Annotated in this window: 14 protein-coding genes and 1 pseudogene; 4 read left to right on the top strand and 11 right to left on the bottom strand. The window is 59.9% G+C overall.

Annotated elements, in window-relative coordinates; translation table 11 throughout:
• The first annotated feature begins 53 nt into the window (after nt 1–53).
• From AS189_RS11525 to AS189_RS11510, 4 genes are all read left to right on the top strand, one after another.
• Nucleotides 54–1,463: a PLP-dependent aminotransferase family protein gene (locus tag AS189_RS11525; RefSeq protein WP_062288911.1), complete on the top strand. Its 1,410-nt coding sequence runs from the start codon at nt 54–56 to the stop codon at nt 1,461–1,463.
• Nucleotides 1,464–1,526: 63 nt separating this feature from the next.
• Complete coding sequence (locus AS189_RS11520) at nt 1,527–2,012, top strand: NfeD family protein (RefSeq protein WP_062288908.1); 486 nt, start codon at nt 1,527–1,529, stop codon at nt 2,010–2,012.
• Nucleotides 2,013–2,100: 88 nt separating this feature from the next.
• Nucleotides 2,101–3,036 (top strand): SPFH domain-containing protein, encoded by a 936-nt coding sequence (locus AS189_RS11515; RefSeq protein WP_062288905.1) that lies wholly within the window; start codon nt 2,101–2,103, stop codon nt 3,034–3,036.
• A gap of 175 nt (nt 3,037–3,211) precedes the next feature.
• Entirely contained in the window at nt 3,212–3,553 is a 342-nt protein-coding gene (locus tag AS189_RS11510) for an RNA polymerase-binding protein RbpA (RefSeq protein ID WP_062288904.1), read from the top strand.
• 370 nt (nt 3,554–3,923) lie between these two features.
• On the opposite strand, the gene AS189_RS11505 is transcribed toward AS189_RS11510, so the two are convergent.
• The 11 genes and pseudogenes from AS189_RS11505 to prcA all read right to left on the bottom strand — a co-directional run bounded on the left by AS189_RS11505 (nt 3,924) and on the right by prcA (nt 17,464).
• Complete coding sequence (locus AS189_RS11505; protein ID WP_062293529.1) at nt 3,924–4,655, bottom strand: polyprenol monophosphomannose synthase; 732 nt, start codon at nt 4,653–4,655, stop codon at nt 3,924–3,926.
• Between the two features lie 443 nt (nt 4,656–5,098).
• Nucleotides 5,099–6,745: an amidohydrolase gene (locus AS189_RS11500; RefSeq protein WP_062288901.1), complete on the bottom strand. Its 1,647-nt coding sequence runs from the start codon at nt 6,743–6,745 to the stop codon at nt 5,099–5,101.
• 70 nt (nt 6,746–6,815) lie between these two features.
• A pseudogene (locus AS189_RS20385) lies at nt 6,816–9,700 on the bottom strand (DEAD/DEAH box helicase).
• Between the two features lie 35 nt (nt 9,701–9,735).
• A complete protein-coding gene (tatC, locus tag AS189_RS11490; protein WP_062288898.1) occupies nt 9,736–10,530 on the bottom strand; it encodes a twin-arginine translocase subunit TatC in 795 nt (264 codons plus the stop codon).
• A gap of 59 nt (nt 10,531–10,589) precedes the next feature.
• On the bottom strand, nt 10,590–10,904 hold the full coding sequence (gene tatA, locus AS189_RS11485; RefSeq protein ID WP_062288895.1) for a Sec-independent protein translocase subunit TatA: 315 nt from the start codon (nt 10,902–10,904) through the stop codon (nt 10,590–10,592).
• Nucleotides 10,905–10,925: 21 nt separating this feature from the next.
• Nucleotides 10,926–11,297 (bottom strand): hypothetical protein, encoded by a 372-nt coding sequence (locus tag AS189_RS11480; RefSeq protein WP_062288893.1) that lies wholly within the window; start codon nt 11,295–11,297, stop codon nt 10,926–10,928.
• A gap of 9 nt (nt 11,298–11,306) precedes the next feature.
• Nucleotides 11,307–13,349, bottom strand: a complete 2,043-nt coding sequence (locus tag AS189_RS11475; RefSeq protein WP_062288890.1) for a helix-turn-helix transcriptional regulator — start codon at nt 13,347–13,349, stop codon at nt 11,307–11,309.
• 175 nt (nt 13,350–13,524) lie between these two features.
• Entirely contained in the window at nt 13,525–13,920 is a 396-nt protein-coding gene (locus AS189_RS11470; protein WP_062288887.1) for an FKBP-type peptidyl-prolyl cis-trans isomerase, read from the bottom strand.
• Between the two features lie 23 nt (nt 13,921–13,943).
• Entirely contained in the window at nt 13,944–14,801 is an 858-nt protein-coding gene (locus tag AS189_RS11465; RefSeq protein ID WP_160320823.1) for an FKBP-type peptidyl-prolyl cis-trans isomerase, read from the bottom strand.
• Nucleotides 14,802–15,109: 308 nt separating this feature from the next.
• Nucleotides 15,110–16,480 carry a Pup--protein ligase gene (gene pafA / locus AS189_RS11460; protein ID WP_062288880.1) on the bottom strand — a complete coding sequence of 457 codons (1,371 nt, stop codon included), beginning with the start codon at nt 16,478–16,480 and terminating at the stop codon, nt 15,110–15,112.
• Nucleotides 16,481–16,687: 207 nt separating this feature from the next.
• The gene (gene prcA / locus AS189_RS11455; protein WP_062288877.1) at nt 16,688–17,464 is read right to left on the bottom strand and encodes a proteasome subunit alpha; all 777 of its coding nucleotides are present in this window, start codon (nt 17,462–17,464) and stop codon (nt 16,688–16,690) included.
• Nucleotide 17,465 lies beyond the last annotated feature (1 nt).

Here is a 17,465-nt window from a genome sequence, read left to right as displayed (position 1 = left end):
TCATGAGAGAAAGTGGCCTTACAACATAGATCCAATTCAACTAATGTGGCCCCATGAATACTTTTGTCACCGGGCGCAGGCTGGCTCGCGAACTCGGCGAGTGGCGCAGCAACGCCCCCGCGTACCGGTCACTGGCAGAACGCATCCGGGTCCTCTTGATGGACGGGCGCCTATCCAGTGGCGCCAAACTCCCCGCAGAACGGGAACTGAGCCAGGCCCTGGACCTGAGCCGGACCACCGTGGCCGCAGCCTATTCAAAGCTGCGCGAGGACGGATTCCTGGACAGTGTTCGCGGTTCCGGCAGCACCTTGCGCCTGCCCGGCATGGAACGCGGCGAACACGGCCTGCACCCCGGCCTAACCTTGGACTTCACGAAGGCTACAACTCCTGCCTACCCCGGACTCCAAGCTGCCTACGCGAACGCTCTGAGCGAACTGCCCCGTTACCTATCCCACGACGGCTTTGACATGGTGGGTCTGCCAGATCTGCGCGAAGCCATTGCCCAAAGCTTCAGTGACAGAGGACTACCCACCTCCGCAGATCAGATCATGGTCACCGTGGGCGCTCAGCATGCCTTGAACCTGGTCGCCCGGACGCTGTACTCCCCCGGCGAACGCATCCTCGTGGAACAGCCCACATATCCGCACGCAGTGGACACGTTCACGTCCCTGGGCGCTCGCATACTGGCATTCCCCGTGCGGCAGGAGACCGGCTGGGATTTGCAGCAAGCACTCTTGCAAATCCGCCGCGCCGCCCCGAGCATGGCCTACCTGATGCCGGACTTCCACAACCCCACCGGGCTGAGCATGTCTATTGCCGACCGCGAATATTTGGCGGCAGCAGCAGACCGGGAAGGCACCGTTCTGGTAGTGGATGAGACAACGGCCCTGCTAGATATCAGCCGCGGTCCACTGCCACCCATGGCATCCTGCTCCCCCAACATCATCACCCTGGGGTCCTTGGGCAAGATTGCGTGGGGCGGGCTGCGGATTGGTTGGATCAGAAGCTCACGTGAGATGCAGGCCCGGCTCCTGCGCAACCGCCCGGCCGCGGACCTCGGCACCCCGCTCATGGAACAGCTGGCTGCCCTAGCCCTCATGAATGATCTGCCGTCCATGGCAGCAAGCCGCAGCCTGGACCTGCGGCGCGGCCGCGACACGCTGGTGCAGTTGCTCCGTGAGCACCTGCCGCAATGGCAGGTGGATGTCCCCGAGGGTGGCTTGTCGTTGTGGATCAACACCGAAACCATGTCCAGTTCTGCGCTGACGCTGGCCGCTCGCGCCGAAGGGCTGGGACTGGTTCCGGGTCCCCGGTTTGGCCTTGACGGAGCCTTTGAGCGTCATTTGCGGCTGCCCTTTTGTTACAGCAGCGAGCAATTGCGCGACGGCGTGCAGATCCTGAGCTCGCTGTCCGGACAGGTTGGTTCGGAACCACCACGAATGCCCCTTCAGGCAGTAATTTAGCCGGATTTTTTCAGCTCAACGTAGTAGGGTCATAGATACGAAATAAGTCCTAAGGGGGACTCAATGCTCGAATGGATCAATGACTTCGGCTGGATCATCTGGCTGACGGTTTTCCTGCTTCTGGCTGTCGCTGAAATGCTGACGTTGAATCTGTATTTCATCTTGATGTCCGTAGGAGCACTCGCCGCACTTGTGGCATTCCTGTTTGGCGCTGAGCTCTGGTTGCAGATTGTCATCTTCTGCGTCGTCGCCCTGGCCACAACAGTTCTCATAAGGCCGCTGGCCATGAGCCACCTGCATCGTGGCCCTGCCGATCAACTCTCCAACGTAGAGCGGCTCATTGGTCACTCTGCGGTGGTCTTGGAGACTGTTGGGACCGGCGGCGGACTGGTCAAGATTGGCGGAGACATCTGGACCGCCCGGATTGCCGGCGGTGCCGAGATTCCAGTCGGCGCCACGGTTGAAGTTGCCGCTATTGACGGGGCAACAGCCATCATCAACCACCCGGCCGCGCACAAGAGCACCGAAACACCCGCAACAACAGCCTAAGCACTTTCGGCACAAGGACCACACCGCGCCTACGCGGAGGAGCCATGCGCTGATACACGATTCTTAAACATAGAAAAGAGGGGATTTCATGGGAGACGGAGCCGGCGCCATAGTGTGGCTGTTTGTAATTCTTGTCCTACTGATATTTGTCGTCATTGTTCTGGTGCGCTCGGTGCGCATCATTCCGCAGGCTCGCGCCGGTGTGGTGGAGCGCCTGGGTAAATACCAGCGCACGCTCAATCCTGGCTTGACCATTTTGATCCCTTTTGTGGATCGCCTGCTGCCGCTGCTGGATCTGCGTGAGCAAGTTGTCTCTTTCCCTCCGCAGCCGGTTATTACCGAAGACAACCTGGTGGTATCCATTGACACCGTGGTTTACTTCCAGGTCACCGATCCCCGTGCGGCAACGTACGAGATCGCAAACTACATTCAGGCCGTTGAGCAGCTGACCACCACCACCCTGCGTAACGTTGTGGGTGGTTTGAACCTGGAAGAGGCGCTGACCTCACGTGACCAGATCAACGGTCAGCTCCGTGGCGTGCTCGATGAGGCCACCGGCCGCTGGGGCATCCGCGTTAGTCGTGTTGAGCTCAAGGCCATTGATCCGCCCCTGTCCATCCAGGATTCCATGGAAAAGCAGATGCGTGCCGAGCGTGACCGCCGTGCAGCCATCCTTACCGCCGAAGGTACCAAGCAGTCAGCTATTTTGACCGCTGAAGGTGAGCGACAGTCCTCGATCCTGAAGGCTGAGGGTGACGCCAAGGCGGCCATCCTGCGTGCCGACGGTGAGTCGCAGGCTATCCAGAAGGTCTTCGCCGCCATCCACAAGGGCAACCCGACGCAGAAGCTGCTGGCCTACCAGTACCTGCAGACCCTGCCCAAGATTGCTTCCGGAACCTCCAACAAGCTGTGGATCATTCCCAGCGAAGTGGGCGAGGCTTTGAAGGGAATTGGCAACGTTTTGGGTACCAGTACCCCTGACACGGACGAGACGCACGATCCTCTCGCAGGTGCCGGGCAATAACCCGCCACTGGCAATCGCCACCAACTGCATAGTCCACGCGGCCAATCACGTATAATAGGTGATTGGCCGCGTGGCGTTTGCCCGGCCAAAGCTTTTAGCATCGCACCCATCAGTGCAGGAACAACTGATGAGCGTGATGCGTTGAAACAACAGTAATCAACTTGAGGGAGAAGTCATGAGCGATCGCAGCTTGCGCGGCATGCGTCTGGGCGCACAAAGCATGGAGACGGAATCAGGTGTGGAGCCGGCTCCCCGCCAGCGCGTGGAGTACCGTTGCGCGGATGGCGAGCAGGTGTTCGTCATGTTCTCGTCCGAGGCTGATATCCCTGCCACCTGGATGTCCAAGACCGGCAAGGAAGCCCTGCTGGTCAACGGAGAGGCCCCCGACACGTCCAACGACAAGCCCATCCGTACCCACTGGGACATGCTGCTGGAACGGCGCACCCTTCCGGAGCTGGAAGTCATCTTGGCCGACCGCCTGACCATCCTGCGCGAAAAGCGCGGCGAAAAGGTCTAAGCCTGACGGCAGATGCAAAGCAGCCGCAGCACACAGAACGCCCCTGGGATCTTCCCAGGGGCGTTCTGTTATTAAGGACTGCGTTCTGGACAGTTGTGGCCTGCCCCGCGGCCAGATAGCTGGGGCCAGCCATCGAGTGTCCACTTAACGTACGGTTAGGATCCAAAAACGGTCCAAAGCGTACGTTAAGTGAACACTCGAGCGAGCGCTACGAGAAAAATCACGGCTGACCGTCCGGAATGGGGCTACTGAGCTGCGCCATAGGCCCGTAGGCTTGAAGGACTCCGCTGAGCTACTGGACCGCGGGACTGACTTGCGCGGCTAAACTGTCCGGCAGAACTGTACTGAGCCGTACTCGTGAACCCAGTTGCTACTTGTTGCGTCCGGTCAGCTTGTTCCAGCGGGCAGCCAGTCCCCACTTGGTGACGTTGATCATGGCTTCCTGGACAATGTTCCCGCTCATCTTGGACGCGCCAAATTCACGCTCTACGAAGGTGATGGGGACTTCCACAACCTTCATGCCCTTTTGGCAGACGCGCCACAGCATGTCCACCTGGAAGCCGTAGCCCACTGACTCTACGGAGTCGAAGTCCAGCGCCTCGAGGGTGCTGCGCCGGAAGGCACGGTACCCGCCGGTGACGTCGCGGATGGAGATGCCCAAAATGACGCGTGAGTACAGGCTGCCGCAGGTGGAGATCAGCTTGCGGTGCAGCGGCCAGTTGACCACTTTTCCACCGGGAACCCAGCGTGAACCAAGGACCAGGTCGGCGCCCTGATCAATGGCGTCCAAGAGCAACGGAAGCTGCTCGGGCTGGTGGGAGCCATCGGCATCCATCTCAACAAGCACGTCGTAGCCCGCAGCCAATCCCCAGGTGAAGCCAGCCAAGTATGCGGCACCAAGGCCTTCTTTGCCGGCGCGGTGAAGGACGTGAACCTGCGGATCATTGGCGGAAAATTCATCGGCCCAGCGGCCGGTCCCGTCGGGGCTGTTGTCATCGGCAACCAGCACATCCGAATGCGGCACGGCAGCACGCAGACGCGCCAACGTCTTGGGCAACGACTCAATCTCGTTGTAAGTAGGAATGATCGTCAGGACACGCAACAATTGGTGCCTTTCCGTAGTGAATGTAAAGGTGGAGGGCCCAGGCCAGCAGCGGCAATCAACTCACAGTGGCTAGGACAGTGGCTAGGCAGATAACGCCAAAAGTCCATTATAGGTGAGGGTGCCTGAGAAAAGATAAGTTCACGCGCCTTCGGACCAAAACAGCCCGCGCCAAGGCGCAGATCTGCTTTGTTTTCTACTGGCGCGTGAACTTATCCCAAGTGTCGGCAGAACAGACATCCGTACCGACCGGAAACCTCCCATGGGAGGTTCTCCGCTCCCCTAAAACTAATTGCCTTGGCCGAGCCTGTCAACACGGCTCTGACCAGCGGATATGGGTATCCGTGCAGGTCAGAAGAGTACCCGAGTCAGCAAAGAATTTATGGTTCAACCGCGAATTCAGACCCTTTGGATAACCCTTTCCGGCAAGCCTTCCGCGGCTCCTAGAGTGTGGGAGCCGCCGAGGGGAAATCTGCCGCTGCGTAGAGTTCCCGGCCCCTATGGACTGTCTGCAAGCAACGAGGGTCACTTCCAGTGTCCAGCGCCGGCAGCAGGGGCGTGCGCGCCCGCGGATCAGTTGACCACGACTGAACACGCTCATCAGCAACTTGGACCATGAGCTGCTCCACGTCCCAAACTGCGAAGCTGGCAGGTGCACCCGGACCCAACTGGCCGTGGAAGGGGTCAGCCGCCTTTGCCGCACGCCAGCCGGCGCGGGTGTGTCCAATAAAGGCCGCGCGGGCGGAGATACGGGCCTCGCGTGTGTGGTGATTCAGAGCTGCCCGAACACTGGCCCAGGGGTTCAGGGGCGTCACCGGGGTGTCTGAACCAAAGCACAGCGGGACACCGGCAGCGTAGAAACGTCCCAGAGGGTTCAGTTCACTGGCACGTTCAACTCCCAAGCGGCGGGCATACATACCATCTGCACCACCCCACTGAGCGTCGAAGGCGGGTTGCACGGAAACAGTGACTGAGTACTTTGCCAAGATCTCCATGGCCGCGTCATCTACCATTTCGGCATGTTCCAGCCGGTGGCCAGCGGCACGAATCAAATCGATGCCCACACGCTGGGCAGCTCGTTCCAGGCCTTCCACGGCAATGGCCATGGCACCGTCTCCAATGACATGGAAGCCACCGGTCAAGCCAAGTTCCGAGGTAGCGGCAAAGTGATCGGTCACTTGTTCTACCGTGAGGTGTGCCGTCCCAGAGGTTTCTGGTGCGTCGGCGTAAGGCTGACGCAACAATGCCGAGCGGGAACCCAGGGAGCCGTCAATGTTTATGTCACCTGCAAGGCCCAACACGTCGACGTCGAGACTTGCCAACAGTTCACGGGCCTCGGAGGCGCTGGAGACCAACTGCCCCCAGTAGGGCAGCACCTCAGGAAGCGCCTCGGTGGCGTCGGAGGCGCCCAGCGCCACCAGTGCAGCCAGGTCTGCGGGCGACCCAACATGAGGGGCCGCCATCTCGGCCAGAGCCACATAGCCGTTGGCAGCCGCGTGCCGAAGCGCCGTGCGCTGCACGGCCTCACGACGCTCCGGTGTCAAACTGCGGGCGGCATCACGAGCGGCACTATGGGCAGCACCGCTGACCAGGCCGTCTCCATCCCAGCCCGCAACGTTGGCTAGCGAGCACCGCAGGGCCAAGGCTGCTGACACCAATCCAGAGTGCACATCCACGCGGGCCAGGTAAACCTCGCGGCCGCTGGTGGCGTTATCCAACTCCACGGCGCTGGGCAAGCGGGTATCCTGCCACATCGAGTTATCCCAGCCATGTCCCAGCAGCACCCCATCGACCGCAGAGCCAGACGCTGCGGCCACCAGGTCCAGAACATCCTTGGCGGAACGGGCAGCGGCAAGGTCCACCGATTCCATAGCAAGTCCAGTCTCGGTGATGTGGGCATGGGAATCCACAAATCCCGGCGTCACGAGAGCACCAGCCAGGTCCACTTCGCGCATGCGTGAATCCAGCAGTGAGGTGGCGGCATGCTCGGAGCCCACCCAGGCCACCACGTCGCCATCCACCAGCATGGCAGTGGCTAGAGGATCTACGGCGCTGTATACCGAACCGTTGCGGTACAGGGTCAATGACATGGCTAGATGGTCCTTTCACAATGTCCACGAGGGACAGAATTCAACAAAATAATCCAACAAAAATGGTTGGCTAGTTCTCCACGGCGGTGTAAGCGACAACGCCGCGGCGCACCAACTCCACGGCCTTGCGGCACGTGCCAGTAAATCCGGGAGGAGCCGAAGGGACGGCGGAAAGCTGCCCCAACAAGTCGATGACCTGCTTGGTCCAGCGCACAAAGTCACCCGCGGCCAGGTCGGTGCCACTCAAGGCATCGTGCAGGCTGCGGCCTTGAGCCCACTTGTACATGGACCACACCAAGCCCATCTCGGGCTCACTGGTCAGCGGCAGCTTGTGCGATTCTTCGGCATCCTGCAGCCGGGACCACAGCACCACCACGTCCTCCACTGCCTGTTCCAGACTCACACTGGGCATGCGCGGGCGGGTCCCTTCGGCGTCGCGCTTGGATTGGTAGACCAAGGTGGTAACAAACGCGGCCAATTCCGGCGCGTCAAGATCGGCAAAGGATCCCTTGCGCAACGTCAGCGCAATGAGCAGATCCTTCTCCCCATAGACGCGGCGCAACCGTTGCCCGTCCTCGCTGGGGACCAGGTTTCCGGCCGGATCGGCCACCACGAATCCGTAGCTGGCCAGCAGGTCAATGACGCGGTCAAAGGTCCGGGCAATCGTGTTGGTGCGAGCCTGGATGGCCCGAACAATTCCGTCGGTTTCCTTACGCAGCGTCCACCAGCGCTCCGACCACCGCGCGTGATCCTCACGGTCACTGCAGCCATGGCAGGGGTGTGCGCGCAGGTTCCGGCGCAGCGTGGCGATCGCCTCGTCATCGGAGGCAACCGAGCCGGCCAGGGTGAATGCGCCCGATCGGCTGGGGAGCTGCACGGCAGGCTCGGCCAGTTTGGCTTCAACGGCCGCCAGGAGGTTCCGTTTGTCCTTGGGCACCTTCGGGTTGAAACCCTTGGCAACCCGAACCTGGCCCAACGTTTCCACCGGTCCACTCACATCATGCAGGCTCAGCCGCCGGTATTCCCTGTCCATGCCCAGCACGCCTGGCCGCGGAACCCGCGCCTTACTGTCGGCATCGAGTACGACGGCGTAACCGGGGTTACGCCCACCACTCACCATGATCACATCCCCAGTCCGCAGCGCCGCCATGGACTGCGCGATGGCGTCACGGCGTTGTTTAGCCTTGGACTTGGACGCGCCGGACTCGTGATCCGAGAGTTCCCGGCGCAGTTTTGCGTATTCGTTGAAGTCGCCCAGATGACACGTCATGGCTTTTTCGTAGCCAGTGAGTGATTCCTCCCGGGAACGAACTTGGCGCGCCAGGTCAACCACCGACCGGTCAGCCTGGAATTGGGCAAAGGAGGATTCCAAGATACTGCGTGTACGGGTGCGGCCAAATTGTGCGATGAGGTTGATGCTCATGTTGTATGTGGGGCGGAAGCTCGAGTTCAGCGGGTAGGTGCGCTTGGACGCTAAACCACCCACAGCAGTCGGGTCGGTGCCCGGCTGCCACAGCACTACGGCATGACCCTCAACATCGATTCCACGACGGCCGGCGCGGCCGGTCAGCTGCGTGTACTCCCCCGCGGTGATGCCCACATGGGCCTCACCGTTGTACTTCTCCAGCTTCTCCAGCACCACGGTGCGGGCTGGCATATTAATGCCTAGCGCCAGTGTTTCAGTGGCAAAGACAGCGCGAACAAGACCACTGACAAAGAGGTCCTCCACGACTTCCTTGAAGCTGGGCAGCATGCCTGCGTGATGGGCCGCCAGTCCGCGCAACAGTCCATCCCGCCAACCCCAGAAACCCAGCACGTCTTTGTCTGAGTCCGGAAGTTCCGCGCAAGCCTTATCTACCCGGTAGGCAATCTCGGCTTGTTCCTCCTGCGTGGTGAGCCAAAGCCCGGCAGCGGCGCACTGTTGTACTGCCGCGTCACACGCGGCCCGGGAAAAGATGAAAGTGATAGCCGGCAGGAGGTTCTGGCTTTCCAGCGCCCTGATAACTTGTGGTCTCGAGGCAGCGCGGGCCCAGCCTTGAGGACTGCTGTTGCGGGTGTCACGATCTTGATGGGAACCGTCTTGATAACCGCGGCCCCGAGAACCTCCGCCGCCCCGGCGGCCATGGCTTGTGCCGCGGCCGGTGCTGACCGATTCGCTGCGGGCCAACTTGAGCAGCTCGGCGTTAATCTTTGGGTTCTTAATGGCGGGATCTTGGTGTCTGAACGGCCAGTGTCTGGCGCAATTTCATCAAAGGCCACGTTCTCGGCGAAGAGGTCAACCAGATCCCGGCGCACCATCACGTGCTGCCACAGCGGAACGGGCCGATGTTCGGAGACGACAACCGCAGTGTCGCCGCGGACAGTGCCCAACCAGGCGCCGAATTCTTCTGCATTGGAGACGGTGGCACTGAGCGAAATGACGGCCACTTCGCTGGGGAGGTGGATGATGACTTCTTCCCAGACTGCACCGCGAAAACGGTCTGCCAGGTAGTGCACTTCATCCATGACCACATAGGCCAACCCGGTGAGAGTGTCCGAGTCCGCGTAGAGCATATTGCGGAGCACCTCTGTGGTCATGACGACCACCGGAGCCTCGGCGTTAATGCTGGTGTCGCCGGTCAGCAACCCTACATTTTCCGCACCATACTGGGCGGAGAATTCTTGAAATTTTTGATTGCTCAGAGCCTTGATGGGGGTGGTGTAGAACGCCTTGTTACCGCGTTGGAGTGCCAAGTACACGGCAAACTCGCCAACAATGGTTTTTCCGGCACCAGTTGGGGCGGCAACCAAAACACCGCGGCCGGCCTGGACGGCCCGGCACGCGGTGTCTTGAAAATCGTCGAGTTCAAAATTCAGGCCGTCCTTGAAGTCGCCAAGGTCGGAACTGCTGTCTTGAATCCGCTGCTTGGCTGCCAAGTAGCGTTCGGAAGGGCTTGGCATGTCAGAGGTGAGCATAGTACAAGCCTACGCCAGCCAAGAGACCTCTGCGCTCAGAGTATTTCCAGATCTGTTGAGGGTGTGGCCACATCAGCGTTGGCTTCAGATTCGACCACCTTTTTGGCGTCCTTGCGGTCCCTGCGCTTGTCATTGAGTATGCACAGGCCGATGGCGCCAAAGTACAGCACCAACAGTGGAGCGGCCAGGAAGAACATGCTCATGACGTCCGAACCAGGGGCTGCCATGGCCGCGACGATGGTGACACCCAATATGGTGAAGCGCCACGCCTTCAGGTAGGTCCGGCCACGAACCAGACCAATGGCATTGAGCGCAAACAACAGGACGGGGACCAGGAACGCGACGCCCATAAAGAGCATCAGCTGCAGCGCAAATTGCAGGTAATCGATGGCCTTCATGATGTTACTGCCGCCAGTGGGCGTAAACGCAGTCAGAGCCTTGACAATGTTGGGCCAAATGATCCAGCCAACAAAGATGCCAGCCAAAAACAGGGGCACCGAGGCAAACATGTAGGACAGCGTGTAACGACGTTCCTTCTTGGTCAGCCCTGGCGTGATGAACGCCCACAGCTGATAAATCCAGACCGGCGAAGCAATGATCAGACCAAGAATCAACGAGATTTGAATCTTTAGATCAAAGGAGGTTGTCACGCCTTCAAAGTTCAGTGATGCATTAATGCCACGGCTATAGCTGATATCACGCAGGGGCTGCGTGACCGCGTACATCAGCGGGTCGTACAGGATCCAGCCGATGACAATACCCGGAATCATGGCGAGGGCACTCTTGAAAAGCCGGTTCCTCGCCTCGATCAGGTGTGCTTTGAGCGGCATCCGTCCTTCTGGATTGGCTTTACGGCCTTTTGTAGCGCCCACCTGCTCAGCAACCTTTTCTATGACTGAGCGCCGGTACCGGTTCCGGTACCTTCGCCCGAGATGTTGCCCTGTGCCGGGTTGTTGACGATCTTGCCTTCAACAGGGGGCTCAGGAGCCACGGGGGCCGCAGGAGCTGTCGGTGCCGGGGCAGCTGGAGCAGCCGAAGCAGACTCCTGCTTGCCGTCGTTCTTCATTTCCTTGACCTCGGACTTGATGATCCGCATGGACTGACCCAGACTCCGAGCCATGCCTGGAAGCTTCGGGGCGGCGAAGAGCAAGATTGCCACGATGATGATGATGCCAAGAACCCACGGTTCCCTAAAAATTGCCACGGTGTTGCCTTTCCTTTTGGTTCATCCTACGTCTTGTAAAGCTTCGATGTCGCGCAAGGATTGGAGCTGTCCGCGTTCTTTCCTGCGGGCGACGCGCCGTTGAAGGCGGGCGAAACGCCGTTCTTCTTTGGCGGCTAAGTAATCATGCTTCATTTCTTCAGGTGTTGCAAAAACAGCAGCGCCCGGAACTACATTACGCGGTTCTGTGACGTGCTGCACTGTGGCGCGCTCCAGGCTTTCGTCCCAATAAGTGGCACGCTCGGCCGAGACATCACTGAAGGTACGCATCAGCGCAGAGGCTCCCCGCCAAAGCCTGAAACCTAAAAAGACCACGAAAAGTAGTGACAGCGCTGACAGCGCTATCCATATCAGAATCCAAGACCACCAAGGCATTTCTTGAGTCTATCCGCCCAGACTGGGAGTAGCCGGAACGTTTTCGCCGTAAGCGTCATAGCTCGCCGCCGATCCCTCAAGCCAGGCCGTCACCTGCTGGCGGACGGGCTCCGGGCCGGCCACATAAGCATGTCCGCCCAGCCGTGCCATGAGCGGCGCGAGGATGGAGGTGTCCCCCACCAGGAGGCGCAGGCCCACCACGCCGTCACCAAGGTCAAAAAGCTTGGCGTTGTAGGCAGGCGCCAACCTCCGAGCTGTGGTGGAGTCAGCAACGAGCTGAACCTGTTCGTCACCACTTCCGGGATCGTAGATACTTGTTCCGGGCATCCACCCCACCGATTCGCTGGGCACATACTCTTGGGTACCGCCGTCGTGCAGGTCCTTGATCCGATCAACCCTGAAGCTGCGCAGCTCCCCCGCCTTACGGCACCAAGCGCGCAAGTACCACGTTGTATCGACAGAGAATAGCCGCAGCGGTTCAACCGTGCGTTCGCTGAGTTCGTCGCGGTGGCGCACCAAGTACGTGATGGCGCACGCGCGGCCATGCTGGATGGCCCGTTGCAGCGCTGCTACGTTCTCCATCTCGGTGCCGGACACCAAGTGAAGTCCGACGGCGTCTGCCAGCCAGGCGTCCTTGCCCGCCACCGTGGCGAGAGACTTGATGGCCTGCTCGAGCGGGAGTTTGCGTTCGGGTGCGGGAATGGCCGCCAGAGCCTGCAAGCCGATCAGCACCGAACATGCTTCCTCCTGTGTCAAGCGCAGGGGGCTGGCCAATGTTTCGGCGTCCCTGATGAATACCTGGCCGGATTCGGTGGTGACGTCCATCAGGTCCCCGTGCAGGTAGCCGGGAAGACCTGTGACACTGAGCGTGTCCCGGTCTTTTTCCCACTGCTTGGCGCTGATGCCAAATTCGGCCATCACCTCAGCCTCTTCAACGCCAGGGTTGGTCACTAAATACGGAACCATGGACAGTAGCCGGACAAGCCGGTCCCGGGTATCTGCTTTGCGCGCGCCAAGGACTGGCAGTGTCTTTGTCCAGACCAGAGGCCCGGGTTGGGTCGTGGCAGCCCGGGCTGCACGATGCAGCCGGTCCGCCACGGCGTCATACAGTTCGGGCGGATCCACCACGAGGGCTTGGGCGCCCATGGTGGCAACTTCGTCGGCCATGAGCTCCGCATCCCGGTAGCTGGCGCTCAGAACATCCCAGCCGTCCCGGCGCCAGCCGGGTTCAGGGCTCATGGGCCGATGTGCCGCAGCCGCATCGGTGCGCAGCCAGTGGGCGGACCCGCTCGGTACGGCGATGCGGGCGCTATGCTCGTCTCCTGTGCCCAGCCGCGTCAGGACGTTCGTGATGCGGAAGTCCTCGCGACGTTCAAACCGCTCTTTGTCGTGAACGCGAACCTCTGAGGTAATACGGGACAAACGGAAATTGCGCTCCGCCTGCTTGTCCGTATCAAAGGCAGCCAGGTACCACTGCCCGTATTTGTTGCCAAGACCCAGCGGTTCCACGGTGCGTGTAGTGGTCGCTGAAGTGGCGGATTTGCGGTAGTCGAAGGTGACCGGGTGGTGGTTGCGCAGTGCTCCCCAGAGTGGCTCAAAGGCCGGCTCGGCTGTGCGAATGCGTGACTGCGAGGTGGTGTCATCCTCATACCAGCCAGTTCCGGTCCGGGCGGCAATCTTGCGCAGCGCAGACTGGGCCGGAGCACCAAGGGAAGCACCAGCCCACAAGTTGGCCGCAATGGCCAGCAGCGTCATAGCCGATTCATCCAAGCGAATTTCCGGGACCCCGTAGTCCTCCGGGCGAATGCGGTACAAGACCTGCTCCTGAGCATCATCTCCGGAAACCTCAGACTGCCTCAGCGGTATACCCAGCTCCAACAGGGTCTTCTTGTCCCGTTCAAACATCCGCTCAAACGACACTTGGTCCTGGGCGTCGCCGGAATAGCCGTTGATGGTGTCCCGAATGTGAGACTTGCTGTAGCCGCGACGGGTTCCCAAGAGGGCAATCACCAGGTTCAGGAGGCGCTCTGTGGCATCAATTTTTGTGGACACCTTGTCAGCGTACTAGGAGCCGGGGCAAGTTGTTGATTCATCTACTTCTCTGTGACGCACCTAGGTCAAAAGCGGTGAACGCAAACGCTGAGAACGCGGATGGCACTAAGCGGGCGTTAATGCAGTACGGTCCCGAGGCAGCTGCCTCGGGACCGTACTTGCAAAGGACTACTGGCTATCGAACCGCTACCAGGTCAACCACGAAGATCAGGGCTTCGTTGGGGCCAATGGCTCCACCGGCGCCGCGTGAGCCGTAGGCCAGCTCCGAGGGGATCTCAAGGCGACGGCGGCCGCCGACCTTCATGCCCAGCAAACCCTGGTCCCAGCCCTGGATGACCTGGCCAATGCCAGCCTTGAAGTCCAGCGGTGCGCCACGACCCCAGGAGGAATCGAATTCCTCGCCAGTGGAGAAGGCGACGCCCACGTAGTGGGTTGAGACCGTGCTGCCGCGCACTACTTCGGTTCCGGTGCCCTCGATCAGGTCCTCAATCACCAATTCAGTGGGGACGGCGTGTGCCGGGAATTCGATTTCCGGCTTGGTACGGTCAAAGTTGCGTGCTCCGAAAGACATGGTGCTCCTTGGGGTTGGTGTTGTTACTTCTTCGATTCAATCTTAACAACAAATACCAGTGGTCCAGCCGGCTTGCCCTTGGATGCTGCATTTTCGCCGTAGGCAAGGTCCGTCGGGATGCTCAGCAATACGGTGGAGCCCACTTTCTGGCCGGTCAAGCCCTTGGTCCAGCCCTCGATGACTTCCTTCAAATTGAAGGCGGAGGCTTCGCCGCGATCGTAGGCCGAGTCAAACTTCTTGCTGTCGGACCAGGTCCAGCCGGTGTAGAAGGCTGTGATGTCGTCGCTGTCTTTGAGAACTACGCCGGTACCCTCGGTGAGAACCTGCACGGTCAGACCGGCCGGGGCGTCATTCTTGGGGATGGTGATGGTGGGGACGCCCTTGGCATCAAACTTGGCCGTAGGCAACTTGCCAGCCTTTTCCAGTGCAGCCGTCTCCTCGGCACTCATGAGTTTCGACGGCGCGGGGGTGTCCTTGACTGAGGTGATCTGGAAAACGCTCAAGGTTGCGGGCTGCGCATCTTGCGCCGGAGCGGCTGTGGAGCCGGTAACTGCGGCGACGGCTGGGTTGGCGTAGGCCACGTAGGCGCCAACCTTGGCATTGGTGAAGATGGAATAGACCAGAGGGAACTGGGTCTTCATGACGTCGTTGAGCTGCACCGTCTCGCCGGTCGCCGCGGAGAAGTTCTCAACGAGAGTGGCTCCGGTTTTGGTGTCAAGGTTGATGCCACGGAATTCCATGGTCTGGCCGGTCTTGACCTGCGCACCGGTTCCGTCGGTGACGACGCGCATTGATTCAGCCTTGATGTCCAGAGGCTTGTCAAAGGTGACCTTGGGGGCCTTGTCCTTCCCCTGATCTACTGCCTTGACCGAGGCAAGCACTTCGGCATTGGCTGGCGGAATTGCAACAGAAGAGCTAGTTGATGCATCCGATGCGCCGGGGCTGGAGGCTTCCTGTGAACACGCGGTCACAATAAGCAGAAGAGGAAGAAGAAGCAGTGCAAGAAGTCGACGCACAGATACACTTTCGGTCGCTGGATGATTCATGTCAGGGCGCCGTAACTGCACGGAGCTGCTACGGCAAAATTCAGTGGGGCCAGTGTCCGATCCGGGGAGTAAATCATGTGATCGGAAACACGAGCGCGTCCAGCTTATCCGTTAAAGCTGAACGAAGGCTGGCCCTCACATGGCTATTCGCTTTGTAGCGAGGCAATCAGCTCGTCAACGCGCTCGTCAACGCTCTTGAAAGGGTCCTTGCACAGGATGGTCTGATGGGACCTGTCATTGAGCTTCAAATGCACCCAATCAACCGTGTAGTCACGCCCAGATTCTCTGGCAGCATTGACAAATTGCCCGCGTAAATGTGCCCGAGTAGTGCTCGGAGCAGTGTCGACGGCGGCACTAATCTCTGCTTCGGTGGCCACCTTCGCGGCAGCTCCTCTGCGTTCGAGCATGTTGAACAATCCGCGTTGCGGATCAATGTCGTGATAGCGCAAATCCAGCTGGGCAACTTCCGGTGACCCCCACGCCACGTTGTGCCGGTCCGCGTATGAAGTTATGAGTTTGGCCTTGATGGCCCAGTCAATTTCCGTGTCAATGCTCGAATAATTCTGGGCTTCGACGGCGTCCAGCGTCCGTTCCCACAGGTCCAGGATCTGCGGGACCAGACTGTTGTGTGCGCCATGGGAGCGGACAAAGCCACTGACCTTCTCCAGATAGTGCCGCTGGATGTCCAAGGCGGTCATGGTTCGGCCGTCAGCCATCTTCAGAGGATGGCTTCCGGTGATGTCATGAGAGATTTCACGAATACTGCGGATGGGATTCTCCAGGCGCATGTCGGTCATGATGGTCCCGGCTTCCACCATACGCAGAATCAAATCAAGGCTGCCCACCTTCAGCATGGTGGTGGTCTCCGACATGTTTGAATCACCCACAATCACGTGCAGGCGGCGGTACAGTTCCGCATCTGCGTGCGGTTCGTCCCTGGTGTTAATGATGGGCCGGGACCGGGTAGTGGCTGAGGAGACGCCTTCCCAAATGTGGTCAGCTCGCTGAGAGAACGCAAATTTACCGCCTTGTTGAGCGGGCAGCACCCGTCCCGCACCGGCAATGAGCTGCCGCGTTACCAGGAACGGGATGAGGATGTCCGCGAGCCGGTTGAACTCGCCTCTGCGTGTAATCAAGTAGTTCTCGTGGCTGCCGTAGGAGTTGCCGGCAGAATCAACATTGTTCTTGAACAAGAAGATCTTCCCGCCGTAGCCCTCTTGAGTCAGTTTCGCCTGGGCTTCTTGCACCAGATCGTGCAAGATGAGTTCCCCTGCCCTGTCCTGGGCAATCAACTGGGCGATGCCGTCACACTCGGCCGTAGCGTATTCCGGATGCGAGCCCACGTCCAGGTATAGCCGCGATCCGTTAGGCAGGAAAACGTTGGAGGAACGCCCCCAGCTGACCACCTTGCGGAACAAGTATCTGGCCACTTCCTCTGGGGTCAGCGGCCGGGATCCGGGCGCAGAATAGGTAACGCCAAATTCGGTTTCAATGCCAAAAATCCGCCGGTCCACCGTCTCAGGTCTCCTTTAAGTTGCTGTGGTCACGCACAGGCAGTGTTGATCAAATGCTGTGCAAGGTTAGTGCTGCGCAGAGTTAGTGTTGTGCTGGGTTAGTGCCGTGCAGGGTCAGTGCTGTGAAAATTAAGTGTTGCGTTGGTCAGGTGCTGCGAAGGTCAATTGCTGTGATGCTTGAGCGTTGGTGATCCGGGGGCAGTCCCTCTAGCCACTGGCCAGATGTGATTCCACATCGACACGGTCCAATCGCCGGAAGGCCCTGTGGGAACCACGCACTCTCGAGGCGCTGCGTTCGAGCACCGCAACTTCCAATCTGGCTGCGTCAAGGGGCGGAAAGTCAACCGCACCCACGGTACTACTCGCGGAATTGCCTGTGGCCCCAGCTGCTCCGGCTACAGCGGAGGCAGCCTTCCGAGGAGCGTCCAGCGCACTGACCGCCCAGCGCAGGGCCGAGGTCAGTTCCGCTCCGGGCATCCACAGCTTTTCTAATGCGTTCTGCACGGTATCGGCTTGTCCACCCATAGCCAGAAATCCTGTTTCGTCGGCAATGGAGCCATCAAAGTTCAGCCGGAAGATGTGGTCCCCAGATTCGGTCTCACCTACCTCGGCTACGGCCAACTCAACCTCGAACGGCTTTTGTTCAGCGGTAAAGACAGTGCCCAGACTTTGCGCGTAGACGCTGGCCAGTCCGCGTGCTGTCACGTCCACCCGATCGTAGGAGTAGCCGCGGACATCCGCGTAGCGCACTCCCGCCTGCCGCAGGCTTTCAAATTCGTTGTATTTGCCCACGGCGGCAAACGCAATGCGATCGTAAATCTCACCGATCTTGTGCAGCGTGGGCGAAGGGTTCTCGGCAACTAAGGCCATGCCGTCACGGTAGCTGAGTACCACCACGGACTTGCCCCGGGCGATGCCCTTGCGAGCAAAATCTGCCCGGTCCTTCATGACTTGTTCCGGGGATACATAGAATTGTTGCGACATG

This window comes from Arthrobacter alpinus, assembly GCF_001445575.1.
In the GTDB taxonomy this organism is placed as follows: domain Bacteria; phylum Actinomycetota; class Actinomycetes; order Actinomycetales; family Micrococcaceae; genus Specibacter; species Specibacter alpinus_C.
This window is presented reverse-complemented; position numbering and strand designations above follow the sequence as displayed.

Coding starts and splice junctions, on each gene's coding strand:
- AS189_RS11500 (WP_062288901.1), bottom strand. CDS start 6,745: ATGTCATTGACCCTGTACCGCAACGGTTCGGTATACAGCGCCGTAGAT.
- AS189_RS11510 (WP_062288904.1), top strand. CDS start 3,212: ATGAGCGATCGCAGCTTGCGCGGCATGCGTCTGGGCGCACAAAGCATG.
- AS189_RS11520 (WP_062288908.1), top strand. CDS start 1,527: ATGCTCGAATGGATCAATGACTTCGGCTGGATCATCTGGCTGACGGTT.
- tatC (WP_062288898.1), bottom strand. CDS start 10,530: ATGCCGCTCAAAGCACACCTGATCGAGGCGAGGAACCGGCTTTTCAAG.
- AS189_RS11470 (WP_062288887.1), bottom strand. CDS start 13,920: ATGTCTTTCGGAGCACGCAACTTTGACCGTACCAAGCCGGAAATCGAA.
- AS189_RS11480 (WP_062288893.1), bottom strand. CDS start 11,297: ATGCCTTGGTGGTCTTGGATTCTGATATGGATAGCGCTGTCAGCGCTG.
- prcA (WP_062288877.1), bottom strand. CDS start 17,464: ATGTCGCAACAATTCTATGTATCCCCGGAACAAGTCATGAAGGACCGG.
- AS189_RS11525 (WP_062288911.1), top strand. CDS start 54: ATGAATACTTTTGTCACCGGGCGCAGGCTGGCTCGCGAACTCGGCGAG.
- AS189_RS11515 (WP_062288905.1), top strand. CDS start 2,101: ATGGGAGACGGAGCCGGCGCCATAGTGTGGCTGTTTGTAATTCTTGTC.